This is a genomic window from uncultured Shewanella sp. (assembly GCF_947497935.1).
Lineage (GTDB): Bacteria > Pseudomonadota > Gammaproteobacteria > Enterobacterales > Shewanellaceae > Shewanella.
In genome coordinates this window covers 99,889-114,651 of record NZ_CANMIO010000009.1, presented here as the reverse complement: position 1 = coordinate 114,651, position 14,763 = coordinate 99,889, and the positions used below count along the sequence as shown (strand labels likewise).

The 14,763-nt window shown below is 43.6% G+C and carries 17 protein-coding genes; 14 read left to right on the top strand and 3 right to left on the bottom strand.

Annotation, left to right across the window (positions count from 1 at the left end):
• Window positions 1-102: 102 nt before the first annotated feature.
• On the bottom strand, window positions 103-684 hold the full coding sequence (locus Q1A86_RS12340) for a nucleoside triphosphate pyrophosphatase (protein ID WP_299806937.1): 582 nt from the start codon (window positions 682-684) through the stop codon (window positions 103-105).
• A gap of 252 nt (window positions 685-936) precedes the next feature.
• Here Q1A86_RS12340 and Q1A86_RS12335 point away from each other — a divergent pair, with 252 nt between their 5' ends.
• From Q1A86_RS12335 to Q1A86_RS12280, 12 genes are all read left to right on the top strand, one after another.
• The gene (locus Q1A86_RS12335) at window positions 937-1,137 is read left to right on the top strand and encodes a hypothetical protein (RefSeq protein ID WP_299806935.1); all 201 of its coding nucleotides are present in this window, start codon (window positions 937-939) and stop codon (window positions 1,135-1,137) included.
• A gap of 413 nt (window positions 1,138-1,550) precedes the next feature.
• Window positions 1,551-2,075: a 23S rRNA accumulation protein YceD gene (yceD, locus tag Q1A86_RS12330; protein WP_299806933.1), complete on the top strand. Its 525-nt coding sequence runs from the start codon at window positions 1,551-1,553 to the stop codon at window positions 2,073-2,075.
• A 17-nt stretch (window positions 2,076-2,092) separates the two neighbouring features.
• Window positions 2,093-2,263: a 50S ribosomal protein L32 gene (rpmF, locus tag Q1A86_RS12325; RefSeq protein WP_020913118.1), complete on the top strand. Its 171-nt coding sequence runs from the start codon at window positions 2,093-2,095 to the stop codon at window positions 2,261-2,263.
• A 15-nt stretch (window positions 2,264-2,278) separates the two neighbouring features.
• Complete coding sequence (gene plsX, locus Q1A86_RS12320) at window positions 2,279-3,307, top strand: phosphate acyltransferase PlsX (protein WP_299806931.1); 1,029 nt, start codon at window positions 2,279-2,281, stop codon at window positions 3,305-3,307.
• 10 nt (window positions 3,308-3,317) lie between these two features.
• Window positions 3,318-4,277, top strand: coding sequence for a beta-ketoacyl-ACP synthase III (locus Q1A86_RS12315; protein ID WP_299806929.1), 960 nt, complete (start codon window positions 3,318-3,320; stop codon window positions 4,275-4,277).
• Window positions 4,278-4,355: 78 nt separating this feature from the next.
• A complete protein-coding gene (gene fabD / locus Q1A86_RS12310; protein WP_299806927.1) occupies window positions 4,356-5,282 on the top strand; it encodes an ACP S-malonyltransferase in 927 nt (308 codons plus the stop codon).
• Between the two features lie 9 nt (window positions 5,283-5,291).
• Entirely contained in the window at window positions 5,292-6,038 is a 747-nt protein-coding gene (gene fabG, locus Q1A86_RS12305) for a 3-oxoacyl-ACP reductase FabG (RefSeq protein WP_299806925.1), read from the top strand.
• Window positions 6,039-6,194: 156 nt separating this feature from the next.
• Window positions 6,195-6,428 carry an acyl carrier protein gene (gene acpP, locus Q1A86_RS12300; RefSeq protein ID WP_011496723.1) on the top strand — a complete coding sequence of 78 codons (234 nt, stop codon included), beginning with the start codon at window positions 6,195-6,197 and terminating at the stop codon, window positions 6,426-6,428.
• Window positions 6,429-6,670: 242 nt separating this feature from the next.
• Window positions 6,671-7,909, top strand: a complete 1,239-nt coding sequence (gene fabF, locus Q1A86_RS12295) for a beta-ketoacyl-ACP synthase II (RefSeq protein WP_299806922.1) — start codon at window positions 6,671-6,673, stop codon at window positions 7,907-7,909.
• Window positions 7,910-8,156: 247 nt separating this feature from the next.
• A complete protein-coding gene (locus Q1A86_RS12290) occupies window positions 8,157-8,525 on the top strand; it encodes a hypothetical protein (RefSeq protein ID WP_299806921.1) in 369 nt (122 codons plus the stop codon).
• A 65-nt stretch (window positions 8,526-8,590) separates the two neighbouring features.
• Window positions 8,591-9,091: an acyl-CoA thioesterase gene (locus tag Q1A86_RS12285; RefSeq protein ID WP_299806919.1), complete on the top strand. Its 501-nt coding sequence runs from the start codon at window positions 8,591-8,593 to the stop codon at window positions 9,089-9,091.
• Window positions 9,092-9,225: 134 nt separating this feature from the next.
• Complete coding sequence (locus Q1A86_RS12280) at window positions 9,226-10,101, top strand: NAD(P)-dependent oxidoreductase (protein WP_299806917.1); 876 nt, start codon at window positions 9,226-9,228, stop codon at window positions 10,099-10,101.
• Window positions 10,102-10,179: 78 nt separating this feature from the next.
• Here the strand turns inward: Q1A86_RS12280 and cdd are convergent, their stop codons facing one another.
• Both cdd and sbcB read right to left on the bottom strand, forming a co-directional pair.
• Window positions 10,180-11,070, bottom strand: coding sequence for a cytidine deaminase (gene cdd / locus Q1A86_RS12275; protein ID WP_299806915.1), 891 nt, complete (start codon window positions 11,068-11,070; stop codon window positions 10,180-10,182).
• Between the two features lie 96 nt (window positions 11,071-11,166).
• Entirely contained in the window at window positions 11,167-12,579 is a 1,413-nt protein-coding gene (gene sbcB, locus Q1A86_RS12270) for an exodeoxyribonuclease I (RefSeq protein WP_299806913.1), read from the bottom strand.
• Between the two features lie 484 nt (window positions 12,580-13,063).
• Between sbcB and rlmA the strand changes: the two genes are divergently transcribed.
• Entirely contained in the window at window positions 13,064-13,870 is an 807-nt protein-coding gene (gene rlmA, locus Q1A86_RS12265) for a 23S rRNA (guanine(745)-N(1))-methyltransferase (RefSeq protein ID WP_299806911.1), read from the top strand.
• A gap of 302 nt (window positions 13,871-14,172) precedes the next feature.
• Entirely contained in the window at window positions 14,173-14,379 is a 207-nt protein-coding gene (locus Q1A86_RS12260; protein WP_012155714.1) for a cold-shock protein, read from the top strand.
• The last annotated feature ends 384 nt before the right edge of the window (window positions 14,380-14,763 follow it).

Here is a 14,763-nt window from a genome sequence, read left to right as displayed (position 1 = left end):
CCTCTAACGAGCAAGCTTAATTTGTTAGCACTGATTTTAGTTTAACAGTACTAGATTTGCTTTTTATTTACTCGGTGTCACTGGGCTGATTAGCCATAGGCGTTATAAAACATGAACGCCCTGAGTTTCTAGCAGATCGATAAGAGAAATTAACGGTAGTCCAATAAGGGTGTTTGGATCTTTACCTTCTAACCTTTCAAATAAGGCAATACCCAAGCCTTCACTCTTAAAACTCCCAGCACAGTAAAAAGGCTGCTCGATATCAACATAGTTACAGATCTGCTTTGAAGTCAATGAGCGAAAGTGGACAGTAAAGGGTTCGACAATCGCTTCAACCGAGCCGGTATTTGCATTATGAACGGCGAGGCCTGTATAAAAAGTTATAGCCTGACCACTGGCAGCCGTTAGCTGTACTATGGCTGTTTCACGGTTGAGTGGTTTACCGATGATTTGGTTGTTTATCACTGCGACTTGATCTGAGCCGATAACAATAGAGTTTGGGTGTTGTATTGCTCCAGCCTCGGCCTTTAGTTTCGCTAACCGCAAAACCAGTTCGCTAGGGGACTCATTCTCAAGTGGTGTCTCGTCGACATCAGGCGAGCAGCAGCTAAACTCCAACTCGAGCTTTTTAAGGAGCGCTTGCCTAAAAGTAGAGGTTGAAGCTAGAACGATAGGTATGGACATAGTAAGGCCTTGTAATATTCGGGAATGCTTGAGAAGCCATTCAGTATTGTCACTAAAGTTGCCGCTGGTTAGCAAGGGGTATCGTGATAACTTCAGCTGTTTTAGATATCGCAATAACTCTTTGCTTAGTAATTGATTCGTTGAGCTTACATTCAAGCGGAGTTCTGGTTGACTCGATGAAACAGTATTCAGCTTGCATACAGGCCTTAAACCGTATTCTGTGTTGGAACTTAAACGCTGAGGAGCAAGGTTATGCTTAAATTATGGATTGCGATTTTAATCATGTTGTCTGTAGTCGTTCACTTAAGTGGGGATGTGAGCCGCCCGTTTTATCCGACCATTCTAATTGCGATGGTATTAGGTGCACTTGCACGAGAAGGGATTGCGCGTCTTGATCATGTCGTCGTTCACTGGGCCTCAGGTACTCATCATCTCAATAAGGGTGAAAATTAGCCTATAGTTTGTCGTGTGGAGTTGACTATATAGCTTCATGTTCCAAGCATTGCCGAGTTAAAAGCTAGGGCGGCTACGATCTTATTAGGTGAATAGAAGTGAAATTTAAAATATTCAACTGCTTAAGTTAAAGGCGCTGGTGTTGCAATAAAGTGATTTATTTAGGGGGAAACCAAGGCTACCTAGCTGTATTTATCGAGCCGCTTTATTAACAGCATCACAAAAATAGAATTAGCCGATGGAATTACGAACACTTAAACGCATTTATAGGCGAAATATAATGTATTGGCGGCTTTGTTTCTTGTACAATGTGGTTACCTAACAACTCACTTAGCTGAATCAAACAGTGGTTATTCATCTTGAACGTACAAGAGTATTGACTTCTGCTAAAATTCACCTAAAATGCGCGCCTTATGCAAACAGTAAAGATACCGGTTTCAATTGATCCCGTTCGCGCTGCCAGTAGCCAGATTTCATATGAAGGCTCGGTGCCTGGTAAGCAGTTAAAGCGATTAAATGAATTATGTGCCGGCGACTGTTCTGATGTGGCAGTGTCGCTTGAATGTGGCGTCGATATACAGGGGATAGTCTACCTTAACGGGAAGGCTGTGACGGAGCTCACTCTGGATTGTCAACGTTGTATGACACTATTTACCACTGAGGTTACGGTCGAGTTTAGCTTTGGACTTTGTAAGACTGAAGCTGAAATCGATGAGCTCCCGGATGCGTATGAGCCTATTGAGTGCAATGAAATTGGCGAAATTCGTCTGCATCAATTGATCGAAGATGAATTGATAGTCGCTATGCCTTTGATTGCCATGCATGAGAATGAAGATTGTCATCTTGGTAAGCAAGATATAGTAGTAGGCGAGATCGAACCCGCTCAAGAGGAGCGTCCAAATCCGTTTGCAGTGTTAGAAAAACTGAAGAGCAAGTAATCTAGGAGACAGGGCCAATGGCTGTACAACAGAATAAAAAATCTCGTTCTAAGCGCGGTATGCGCCGTTCACACGATTCTTTGAGCACAGCTCAATTATCTGTGGATGCAACGAGTGGTGAACTTCACCGTCGTCACAACGTGACTGCGGACGGTTTCTACCGTGGTCAAAAGGTTATCAACAAGTAATTTGTTGAGACCCTTATGACAAATCTGACGCTTGCGTTAGATGCGATGGGGGGCGACTTTGGTCCCCGCATCACAGTGCCTGCATCCTTGCAGGCACTTCGCTTAAACCCCCTCCTAAAAATCGTACTCGTGGGCGATAAAACCCTGATAGACGAGTATATAGCATCTGCCGAACCAGCGATAAAACGTCGCATTGAGATTAAACATACGACCGAAGTGGTTGCGATGTCCGATCGACCTGTCCATGCCTTAAGAAACCGTAAGCAAAGCTCGATGCGCCTAGCCATTGAATTAGTGCGTGACGGTAAAGCACAAGCATGCCTGAGCGCAGGTAATACTGGTGCATTGATGGCGATGTCCAAAGTGCTACTTAAGACCTTGCCGGGGATCGACCGCCCAGCACTGGTAAGCTGTTTACCAGCGGTGAATAACACGCCTGTATATTTACTCGATTTAGGTGCCAATATCTCCTGTGACTCCGAAACTTTATTCCAATTTGCGGTGATGGGCTCGGTGCTTTGTGAAACCGTCGATAAAACGGTGTCACCTAAAGTTGCTTTACTCAATGTGGGCATTGAAGAAATTAAAGGTAATGATCAGGTTCAACAGGCTGGTCAGTTGCTGCAACAAATTCCTCAAATAAACTATACCGGTTTTATTGAGGGTGATGAGATTTACTCTGGTAATGTAGACGTGATTGTTTGTGATGGCTTTGTGGGTAATATTACTTTGAAAACCTCAGAGGGTATTGCGCGTTTGTTGATCCATCAACTGAAAAAGAGCCTAAGTGACGGTTTTTTTGTCAAACTCCTCGCTAAAATCATCGCTCCACGTATACGTTCTTTGTTAAATCAGATGAACCCCGACCACTATAATGGCGCAAGTCTGATAGGATTGCGCGGAATTGTAGTAAAAAGTCATGGGTGCGCAGATGAAGCTGCTTTTTTACAAGCAATTACTTTGGCAGTAACCGAAGCGCAACGTCGACTCCCACAGATGATCGAAGATCGTCTAGAGTCGATTCTTTTAGACATTAATAGCTGATAAATTCCTTATGTATACAAAAATTCTTGGTACTGGTAGTTATCTACCGGTGCAGGTGCGTAGTAATCTCGATCTAGAAAAAATGGTCGAAACCACAGATCAATGGATTGTGGAGCGCACGGGCATTTCAGAACGCAGAATCGCGGCAGCGGATGAGACTGTTTCGACTATGGGGTATCAAGCTGCGTTAAAAGCCATTGAAATGGCGGGTATCGAAGCTTCTGAAATCGACATGATCATTTGCGGAACGACCAGCGCTAGCAACGCGTTTCCGGCGGCAGCATGTGAAATTCAAGCCATGTTAGGCGTTCATACCATTCCTGCATTTGACATCGCAGCAGCTTGTTCTGGTTTCGTGTATGCACTGTCTGTCGCGGATCAGTTTGTAAAATCAGGTGCAGCTAAAAATGTACTGGTGATTGGTGCTGACGTGCTTTCTCGTTTGTGTGAACCTGAAGATCGTTCAACCATTATTTTGTTTGGTGACGGCGCGGGAGCTGCTGTTGTTGGTCGCTCAGAAGAACCGGGTATCATTTCTACACACATTTATGCTGATGGTCGACAAGGCGATCTGCTTAAATGTTCAATCCCACCGCGTAAAGGAGAAACCTCTGAAGCTGTGGGTTATATGACAATGAAAGGCAATGATGTATTTAAAGTTGCCGTCACTCAGCTGTCTCATGTGGTGACAGAAACATTACGTCATAACAATATCGATAAATCAGAGATTGACTGGCTTGTACCGCATCAGGCTAACTTTAGAATTATTAAAGCCACGGCTAAAAAGCTCGATATGAGTTTAGATAAAGTGGTGTTGACCCTTGCTAAACACGGTAACACTTCTGCAGCTTCTGTACCGATTGCACTTGATGAAGCCGTGAGAGATGGCCGTATACAGCGTGGCCAGCTATTGTTGCTTGAAGCCTTCGGTGCAGGATTTGCCTGGGGAAGTGCTTTAGTTCGTTTTTAATTTTTGTCTTAGATATCATCTTTGATAAGGCCTTATTGATAATAATCAAAAGGCGTCGATTTAAAAAGGTAGAATAATATGGAAAATACGGCTTTTGTATTCCCAGGACAAGGTTCTCAAGCAATAGGAATGCTAGCTGAGTTAGCCGAAGCTCATAGTGTGATCGGTGAGACTTTCGCTCAAGCAAGCAGTGTTCTAGGATACGATTTATGGGCTTTGGTTCAGCAAGGTCCAGTTGAAACACTTAATGAAACCGATAAGACACAGCCTGCTCTATTAGCAGCAAGTGTTGCTATTTACCGTGCTTATATCGCTTCTGGTAAAGAATTACCAAAGGTGATGGCAGGGCATAGTTTAGGTGAATACTCGGCACTTGTTTGTGCGGGCGTGATCGATTTTGAAGCAGCGATCAAATTAGTTGAACTACGTGGTCAACTGATGCAGCAGGCTGTTCCTGCTGGCACTGGCGCTATGTTTGCTATCATCGGCTTAGATAATGATGCTATAGCAAAAGCCTGTGAAGAAGCCTCTGAAGGCGCTGTTGTTAGCCCTGTTAATTACAACAGCCCTGGCCAAGTGGTTATTGCTGGTGAAAAAGCGGCTGTCGAGCGCGCTGCAGCACTATGTAAAGCCAACGGTGCTAAGATGGCTGTTGCATTGCCTGTAAGCGTACCGTCACATTGTCAATTGATGAAGCCAGCTGCAGATAAACTTGCCGTAGCACTTAACGAAATAGAGTTTAATGAGCCAGCGGTTACAGTTATCAATAATGTTGATGTGGCTAGCGCTCAGTCTGCCGCTGATATTAAAGATGCCTTGGTTCGTCAACTATATTGTCCGGTTCGTTGGTCTGAGACTGTCGAGCTGATGGCTTCTGAAGGGATCACTAATCTGTTTGAAATGGGACCTGGTAAAGTATTGACAGGCCTAACAAAACGCATTGATCGTTCGCTTTCAGCGCAAGCTGTAAACGACGTGGCATCATTAACGGCGTTGACCGAATAAGGAAATCTGATGAGTATAAGTTTTGATCTGACTGGTAAAGTTGCCCTAGTAACAGGCGCTAGCCGTGGTATTGGCCGCGCAGTTGCAGAAACATTAGTTTCAGCTGGTGCCGTTGTTATTGGTACAGCAACCAGTGAGCGTGGCGCTGAAGCGATTCAAGCGTATTTAGGCGATAAAGGCCATGGTCTTGTTTTAAATGTGACTGACGCTGATTCTGTAAAAAGCTTGTTTGAAACGATTAAAGAGAATGCTGGCGATGTTGATATTCTTGTTAACAACGCTGGCATCACCCGTGACAACTTGTTGATGCGAATGAAAGATGACGAATGGCAAGATATCGTAGATACTAACCTAACGTCTATCTTCCGCACTTCAAAAGCGGTAATGCGTCCTATGATGAAAAAGCGTCACGGCCGTATTATCAATATTGGCTCTGTGGTAGGTACCATGGGCAATGCAGGCCAGACTAACTACTCTGCAGCAAAGGCTGGTTTGATTGGATTTACAAAATCTCTTGCAAGAGAGGTTGCATCTCGTCAAATTACAGTTAATGCTATTGCTCCTGGATTTATCCAGACTGACATGACAGATGAGCTGACGGATGAGCAGCAACAAGCTATTATGTCTCAGGTACCAATGGAAAGACTTGGTCAGGCGCAGGAAATTGCTAACGCAGTCCTCTTTTTAGCGTCGGACTCTGCTGCTTACATTACTGGAGAAACTCTCCACGTAAATGGTGGCATGTACATGGTTTAAAGGGAACGGCAGACTGTTATCGCCCTAGGGTGATCTGCATCAACTGCAGGCTTGATTGTGGTTAGACCACGAAATTTGAGCTTGCAATGTCTGCCAAATTCAATAAACTACTCGCAATCTTGCGCAAGTGCGTAATTTGAATAGGAAAGAAAACTAATGAGCAACATCGAAGAACGTGTAAAGAAAATCATCATCGAGCAACTAGGTGTTAAAGAAGAAGACGTTAAATCAGCAGCATCTTTCGTTGACGATTTAGGTGCAGATTCTCTAGACACTGTTGAGTTGGTTATGGCTCTAGAAGAAGAGTTTGACACCGAGATCCCTGATGAAGAAGCTGAAAAGATCACTACTGTTCAAGCAGCGATCGATTACGTTTCTAAGAATCAGTAATCTAGAATTCTTGAAAACAGGCGGCATTTTTGCCGCCTGTTTTTGTTTGTAAAAGCCGCTGGTTGACATAACGTTTTAATCTTCGCTTTCTCAATACTTATTGACCTAGATGAGTATTATTCCAACCAGAACTGGCACATACCCTTTGACACCATGTTTTCAAATACAGGGTATAGGTATTGGTAGTTCAACTTCTTTGCAGCTATCATCATTATTCATTTTTAAAGTAAAAAGGTGACCGCGTGTCTAAACGTCGAGTAGTCATAACGGGCTTAGGCTTAGTTAGCCCAGTGGGAAATACAGTGGACTCTTCTTGGAAGGCCCTGATTTCTGGTAAGAGTGGTATCGCGCCGATAACTAAATTTGATGCTAGCGAGTTCACGACTCGTATTAGTGGTTCTGTAAAAGACTTTGATGTCGAGCAGTACATGTCTCGCAAAGACGCGCGTAAGATGGACTTGTTTATTCAGTACGGCATGGCTGCTGGTATTCAAGCTGTTGAAGATTCTGGCCTTGAGATGGACAAGCTAGATCCTGCACGTGTCGGTACCGCTATTGGTGCGGGTATGGGCGGTATGCCACTGATTGAGCAAAACCATTCGGCTATGCTTAAGGGCGGACCTCGTAAAATCTCTCCATTTTTTGTGCCAAGCACCATCATCAACATGATTGCTGGTCACTTGTCGATTAAATATGGCATGACCGGGCCAAATTTTGCGGTGACTACCGCTTGTACTACAGGTGTTCATAATATCGGTTTTGCCGCGCGTACTATCGCTTATGGCGATGCTGATGTTATGGTTGCAGGCGGCGCAGAAGACGTCACATGCCCATTGGCAGTTGGCGGATTTGGCTCTGCTAAAGCACTTTCTACTCGTAACGACGACCCTGAAGCGGCAAGTCGCCCTTGGGATAAAGACCGTGATGGTTTCGTTATTGGTGATGGCGCGGGCGTGATGGTTGTCGAAGAGTACGAGCACGCTAAAGCACGTGGTGCGACTATCTATGCAGAGCTCGTTGGTTTTGGTATGAGTGGTGATGCGTTCCATATGACATCGCCACCAAGTGACGGTGCTGGCGCAGCTGCAGCTATGGTGAATGCGATTAATGATGCCAAAGTTGCCCGTGAACAGATTGGTTACATCAATGCTCACGGTACTTCGACGCCTGCAGGCGATAAAGCAGAAGCGGCAGCGGTTAAGTCAGTGTTTGGCGATCACGCCTATGACTTACTTGTTAGCTCGACTAAGTCAATGACAGGCCACTTGCTTGGTGCTGCCGGCTCTGTTGAAGCGATTATCACTATTTTGGCATTGAAAGATCAAATTATCCCACCGACATTGAATCTTGATAACCCAGATGAAGGCTGTGATTTAGACTTTGTGCCACACACCGCTCGTGATTATAAGTTTGACTACGGTCTATGTAATTCGTTTGGTTTTGGTGGTACTAACGGCTCACTACTTTTCAAAAAAGTGTAAATGAGCTCCGTTGGTAGCTAATCCGTATATTTTAAAGCGCCACAAGGCGCTTTTTTATTGCTAGAGCCAAGGCAAAATCATGAACAAGTTCACACAATTTTGACGCATTATTAAAAGAGGATAACGCTAAGATTAACCTTAGTTAATTTGCTAAAAAGCCGCTAGAAAATAGAGATCTTTAGGCAGATACTGCAAGCGTCAGCTCAAGCGATGAGCTTAATGCAGGTCTTACCTAAGGGACACGAAAGTGCTTAATCCAATTGTTATTCCTATTATGCCAATCCTAGGCATTATTACAGCCAACATTAATGAACTTATTCGTGGTGAGTCAGCAACCCGTTTTCCCAAACTGCAATTAGGTGTTAAAACCTTCAACTTAGCTGTAGCAGCTTTTACAGTTGTTTGGTTTGCCTTACTTATTGCCGCAATTGATGTGAGTAATGCCAATAGTGTCCTTGCTGGTATTGAAGTAATGGGACTGTTTTTAGCTGGCGTGGCAGCATATACCTTGTTTAACGGCGGCCGTCTTTTAAGAGAGAAATCTCAACTATGGCTTTATCGTTTAGCCTTACCATCAGTGTTAACCGGCAGCTTTTTAGTCAGTCAGTTTGGTTAATAGGTGCTGATGTAAAGAATTTGACGTAAAATACTCAATAGTCAGCAAAATTATTGAGGCCAATCATGGCAGGCGAAGAAAGACAATTAACACTGAGGTTCTTAGCTGAACCTGCGGATGTGAACTTTGGCGGTAAAGTACACGGCGGCGCCGTGATGAAATGGATTGACCTTGCTGGTTACGCTTGTGCAGCAGGTTGGAGCGGTAAGTATTGTATTACCGCTTATGCTGGCGGAATTCGATTTGTTAAGCCTATTCATGTGGGCAACATAGTTGAAGTGACGGCAAAAGTGATTTATACCGGGCGCACTTCAATGCATCTAGGTGTTGATGTAAAAGCGGGCGATCCTAAAGATCAAGATAGGCACTTAACCACTCACTGTGTATTAGTGATGGTGGCGGTTGACGATGAAGGCCAGCCGACTGAAGTACCAGATTGGAAGCCTGTACTGCCGGCGGATATTGAATTAAGAGAATCTGCAATTCGCCTGATGGAAATGCGTAAAAAGATTGGTGCAGAAATGCAAGCCCACGTTGATTTACAGCCTTCTTTACAAGTTCCTTAATTGCGTGTTAATGCTGTTATGAGAGCTAGCCCTTGGGCTGGCTTTTTTATTGCCTGTTTTTCCTGTTTTATTTAAGGGCTAGCCATTAGAATAAGTCAAAACTCGAAGAACCTCACTCTACAGTAGGAAGCAAAATGGCTAAAGTCGCATTTATTGGTTTAGGTGTAATGGGTTACCCAATGGCCGGGCACCTTGTTAATCATGGGCATCAAGTCACAGTATACAACCGCACAGAAGCCAAGGCACAAGCCTGGGCTAAAGAATATGGCGGGGATTACCAACTCACTCCAAGAGCGGCGGCCGAAGGGCAAGAGTTCGTTTTTGTTTGTGTTGGTAATGATGACGATTTACGTCAGGTAACCTTAGGCGATACAGGCGTTTTGTCTGGTATGGACTCAGGCAGTATTTTAGTTGATCACACTACCGCTTCTGCTGATGTTGCCCGAGAAATTAACGCGGTCGCGCTGTCATTAAATATTGGTTTTATGGACGCACCTGTATCTGGCGGACAAGCGGGTGCTGAAAATGGTGTCTTGACCGTGATGACCGGTGGCGAGCAGTCAATATTTGATAGCGCAAAACCTATCATCGACGCTTATGCTCGCTGTGTGGAGTTACTAGGAGAGGTGGGCGCAGGACAGCTGACAAAGATGGTCAATCAAATTTGTATCGCAGGTGTAGTACAGGGGCTTGCTGAAGGCCTGCATTTTGCCCGCAGCGCTGGATTAGACGGCGAAAAAGTTGTCGAAGTGATCAGTAAAGGGGCCGCACAATCATGGCAGATGGAAAACCGTTATCAAACCATGTGGCAGGGTGAGTATAACTTAGGTTTTGCGGTTGATTGGATGCGTAAAGACTTAGGAATTGCACTCACTGAGGCGCGTCGCAACGGCTCACACTTGCCGTTAACTGCTTTAGTCGATCAATTTTATTCAGAAGTGCAGGCCCTAGGCGGCAGCCGTTGGGATACATCGAGCCTGTTAGCAAAACTTGAAAAGAATCGTGGCTAAATTTCATGCTTATAAAGACAAAAAGGACCACATATGTGGTCCTTTTTCGTTTAGCCTTATTCATCTAGAGAGTCAGCTTTATTCTGGCTCAACTACAATATGTTCAAGCTCAACAGCCGCAACGCTGTGAAGGGCGTCCATGGCAGCTCCTACTAACGATATCACCCCTTTAGAAGACTCTATCAATACTGCGCGGTTAATTTCGCTAAAGTCACGGTTGTGACGCGCCATCGTCGATAAAGCCATCTGCATGGGTTGCATTGACGGATTAAATGCTGCGTTCTCGGCATAGCGTCCGCAGTAAGTCGCACCGTCTTTAGTTTCTAGTACAACAGAGGCATAAGCTTTTGTGTAAGGTGCGTAACTTAACCCTGCATGATCTAAGCCTTCGATGATCATCGGGTCGTTTGAATCTAATGTCAGCGTTTGCTGCTGCTTCGAAAGCAAAGGTTCTGTGACATCAAGATCGCTTGGGCCGAATGCATAAGGTAAGTAGTGAGATAGCGGTGCAGTGGCTTGATCGGGCAAGTGAATGTTAACTTTTTCACCGTCAACGAGCTCATTAATGAATTGGCGACAATGCCCACACGGTGACGCATTGACTATAATGTCTTCAATAATACTTTCGCCACTTAACCATGCATGGCTGATTGCGCTCTGCTCTGCGTGAACAGAGTGAAAGAGGGCTTCACCTGGTAGCTCAATATTCGCTCCCATATAGATATCACCGCTCTTACCTTTGGCGATTGCACCGACATGAAATTCACTGATTGGTGGCCTGGCCAAAGCCGCTGCTATTGGCAGTAGTGCCAAGAGTAATTCATTGAGCTCCATACCACTTTTAGTTTGTAACTCGTTTAACTGTAGTGCATCTAAATGGCCTGCAAAGTCTTTATCCAGTAATGGCACGATTGCTGTTGCTAGAGGCTCAGGTAACTTAGCTATGCTTTTTAAGAATCTGTCTTGCATTCGCTATTTCCTTTTTGTTAACGCTAATGAAATATCATTCTAGTAAGCTTGTTACATACAGAATGAGATGAAGATCGCATTTATTATCTATAAAGCCTAGAGGCTTCTAAGATAATGACATAAAGCCTGTAATAATTTTTGCTTAGATTCGTCTTGCTCGGTTTCTTCAAGCAAGTTTTCTAAACGAATAATGTAGTCGGGATCGTTTAATCTCGATTGACAGAATTCGCGCCAACGATATTGCTCTGAGTCACTTAAGGTTTCTGGGTAATTACGTGCGCGGTATCTATACAGCATCTCAGCAAGCCGCTCATCGTCAAAATCAAGCTCAAGTGCCGCTAGGTTGCTCGGTTGAGTATTACGGATGATTTCAATCTTGGCTTTGTCAGCAGAGCTGAAAAAACCGCCGCTATAGAGTGCTTGATCGGGATCAACAGTTTTGTCTTCATGCTCGACCTCAAATACTGCAACTAATTTTTCGCGCAATTCTGGGTGCTGCTTTAGTTTTTTGTATTGTGCTCTGGCAAAGGCTTTATCAAAATCAAGCCTTGCTGCATTTTCGTCAGTTAACGTATTTGCAGGCGCAATAAATGGACTCTTATTAATGTGGATCTGCTTTAAACCAATAGGTAATTCGTCGGGTGCTAAATCGCTGCGAGGGGTGTACATACGCTCACGGATCTCTTCGACGCTCAACTCGATAAGCGGTGAGACGTCCATAGCAAGGTTAACGCAAATAACCGCATTTTTATTAGTGGAGTGATAAGCAATAGGTGCGATGATAGTTGTACAACCGTTTAGCGCGCTGATCTTGGAGCTAACATGCACAAGTGGCTTCATATCAAGTACATCAATTAGCTTTGATACCGCTTGTTTCTGTCTGAGGCTAAAGTAATAGTCAAATAGCTTAGGTTGCACAGATTTAATCAGTTTCGCCATATCGATGGTGGCATATACATCTGACATAGCATCATGGGCTTTTTCATGGCTTAAGCCATTGGCCACTGTAAGTTGTTCAAGTTTAAAACTTGGCGAGCCATCTTCTTTTTCTGGCCAATTGATACCTTCTGGTCTAAAAGCGTAACAAGCACGTACTAGGTCAATAATATCCCAGCGAGTATTGCCGTTCTGCCACTCACGTGCGTAAGGATCGATAAAGTTACGATAAAAGCCATAGCGCGACACCTCATCATCAAATCGCAATGAGTTGTAACCAACCACACAAGTCTTTGGCTGACTAAATAGGCTATTAATCTTGTTCATAAACTCAGACTCAGGCATGCCTTTTAAGTTTGCAAGCTGTGGAGTAATACCTGTGATTAAGATAGCTTCAGGTGACGGCAGATAATCATTAGCCACTTTACAATAAAAGGTTTCTGGCTCACCGATGATATTAAGATCCATATCTGTGCGCACGCCAGCAAACTGAGAAGGCCTGTCTTTAGGGGGGTTAGCCCCGAAAGTTTCATAATCGTGCCAGAAGAGGGTAGGTTGGTTATTGGTAGACATATATTGATTGGCTATCACAAATAATAATTATGCCTATCATAGCACTTGAGTGATTTGAATGTCTTAGTTTCCTTTTGCTCCATAGCGCTGTTTTCCGGAGTTTATGCCTGCTTACTGACTGGATCGAAAAAGGCAAGCGAAGTAGAATAGCGCTCCGATTTTTACACCGTAAAGATGTTGCCGCTGCCAAGAATTATTGGCTCTAACGCCCGTTACCAATCATATATCTAGTACGTGTGGTTAAGATTCAAGAATGGATATATCAAAGTCAGTAGTGTCTGTATATTGGTAGCAAGTAGAAGCCGCATTTGAAGTCATCATAGTCGTATTACTCATTAATATCTTGGGGTACCGGACTCTAGCCAGAAGAATCCTAAGGCTACGGTTAGTTCGTTTATGATTGAATGTATAGCGTTACCTTTATTTGCGCGAGTTAGAAGATAAGTCTTACTTCTAAAACATGGTCTTTTTTGGAGATTGATTAATGATTTACCGCTGCCCGTTATGTGAACAGGCTTTATCAAAACAAGATAAGACCTGGTGCTGTCCTGCTAACCATAGATTTGATTGTGCAAAAGAAGGGTATGTGAATCTACTGCCTGTACAGAAGAAAAAATCTAACGATCCTGGTGACAATAAAGAGATGATGTTCGCCAGACGTGAGTTTCTTAATAAGGGTTATTACCAAGTTCTTAGTGACAAGGTTAATCTTTTAGCTAACGAGTATCTCGATGAAGCTCGCTCGGGCTTAGATATTGGTTGCGGAGAAGGCTATTATTCAAATCGCTTGGTTGAGAGCTTACCACCAGAGTTTGCACTTTATGGTGTCGATATCAGTAAATCAGCTCTTAAGTATGCAGCTAAGCGCTACCCTAAGATTGCTTTTAGTGTCGCCAGCGCGTTCGATATGCCATTCCCTGACAATAGCTTCGATTTTATGTTACGGATTTATGCGCCATCTTTAGATGTCGAGCTTAAGCGAGTGATTAAACCGGGTGGGATTTTAATTACGGTTTGCGCAGGACCAAGACATCATTTTGCTCTCAAAGAGCTGATTTATGATAACCCTAAAGAGCATACGCAAGAAGCTTCGCAAATAGAGGGCTTTGAGCTAATCCATCAGGAGCGGATTGAGCAGTTGTTAACACTGAGCGATTCTGATGACATAGGTCATTTCTTAAAGATGACACCTTATAACTGGAAATTAACAGAAGAACAAAAATTAGCATTGGCTAATTCTGGTTTGAGCTGTGAGCTAGATTTTAAAGTGGAAGTCTTCAGAGCCTTATAAATCAAAGGTTGCAGCTTGGTGGTTGTTTTTTAAGCGGTTGTTGTGGTTTAAGTTTGAACGGATAGAAATTATTTTTTGTTATATTTAGCAAGCTTCAGAAATATAAGTAAAAAGACTCAAAATAACGATACGAATGAGTGTTGACTTATGATGAGAATGGTTTATAGTGGTTGCAGCTTGAAGGTTAGGCTTATTTTTATGTGTTCAATACGACATGTTCGTCCTGTTAACATTAAGTAAACCGGCATTTTCCAGCTCTACTGCCGTTAAGGCTTTAATTTATATTTACAGGATTCAATATTATGTCTCAAGTTACTGGCGTTGTTAAGTGGTTCAACTCTGATAAAGGTTTCGGATTTATCGAGCAAGAGTCTGGTCCAGACGTATTCGTACACTTCCGCGCTATCAACTCTGACGGTTTCAAGACTCTTGACGAAGGTCAAAAAGTTCAGTTTACTGTTACTCAAGGTCAAAAAGGCCCACAAGCTGAGAACGTAACTGTAGTTTAAGTTACCAGCTTGATTAGCACTAGCTAATCACACAGAATTTTGAAGAGCCGTGGTTTACCACGGCTCTTTTTTCGTTTCTAGTCTTAGACCCGCCAACTTTCTTTAGACTTTCGATTCAGCGATTAAGTCTTAACATTCCTAGTTTTGCCTCTAACAGACTGCCGTACTTTTTAGTTTCTGTAATATCTATGGTTAGTGTTTTAAGTTAGCCTTTTTGAACCCTTGGTTCTGAATGCTTGCTTCGAGCTTTAAGCTTCATACGCTCGGCTGTGTGCCTTATACCAATCAGTATAAGATATTGATTTACCCAGAGCGTTTTTGGCAAACTAATTCAAGGCGATTAGCTGAAAGAATGGTTACTCCTTGTGAAGCATTTCAAAGCAG

Excerpts from the sequence above, each read along its gene's own strand:
- Q1A86_RS12340 (WP_299806937.1), bottom strand. The coding sequence starts at position 684 with ATGTCCATACCTATCGTTCTAGCTTCAACCTCTACTTTTAGGCAAGCG.
- Q1A86_RS12335 (WP_299806935.1), top strand. The coding sequence starts at position 937 with ATGCTTAAATTATGGATTGCGATTTTAATCATGTTGTCTGTAGTCGTT.
- yceD (WP_299806933.1), top strand. The coding sequence starts at position 1,551 with ATGCAAACAGTAAAGATACCGGTTTCAATTGATCCCGTTCGCGCTGCC.
- rpmF (WP_020913118.1), top strand. The coding sequence starts at position 2,093 with ATGGCTGTACAACAGAATAAAAAATCTCGTTCTAAGCGCGGTATGCGC.
- plsX (WP_299806931.1), top strand. The coding sequence starts at position 2,279 with ATGACAAATCTGACGCTTGCGTTAGATGCGATGGGGGGCGACTTTGGT.
- Q1A86_RS12315 (WP_299806929.1), top strand. The coding sequence starts at position 3,318 with ATGTATACAAAAATTCTTGGTACTGGTAGTTATCTACCGGTGCAGGTG.
- fabD (WP_299806927.1), top strand. The coding sequence starts at position 4,356 with ATGGAAAATACGGCTTTTGTATTCCCAGGACAAGGTTCTCAAGCAATA.
- fabG (WP_299806925.1), top strand. The coding sequence starts at position 5,292 with ATGAGTATAAGTTTTGATCTGACTGGTAAAGTTGCCCTAGTAACAGGC.
- acpP (WP_011496723.1), top strand. The coding sequence starts at position 6,195 with ATGAGCAACATCGAAGAACGTGTAAAGAAAATCATCATCGAGCAACTA.
- Q1A86_RS12285 (WP_299806919.1), top strand. The coding sequence starts at position 8,591 with ATGGCAGGCGAAGAAAGACAATTAACACTGAGGTTCTTAGCTGAACCT.
- Q1A86_RS12280 (WP_299806917.1), top strand. The coding sequence starts at position 9,226 with ATGGCTAAAGTCGCATTTATTGGTTTAGGTGTAATGGGTTACCCAATG.
- cdd (WP_299806915.1), bottom strand. The coding sequence starts at position 11,070 with ATGCAAGACAGATTCTTAAAAAGCATAGCTAAGTTACCTGAGCCTCTA.
- sbcB (WP_299806913.1), bottom strand. The coding sequence starts at position 12,579 with ATGTCTACCAATAACCAACCTACCCTCTTCTGGCACGATTATGAAACT.
- rlmA (WP_299806911.1), top strand. The coding sequence starts at position 13,064 with ATGATTTACCGCTGCCCGTTATGTGAACAGGCTTTATCAAAACAAGAT.
- Q1A86_RS12260 (WP_012155714.1), top strand. The coding sequence starts at position 14,173 with ATGTCTCAAGTTACTGGCGTTGTTAAGTGGTTCAACTCTGATAAAGGT.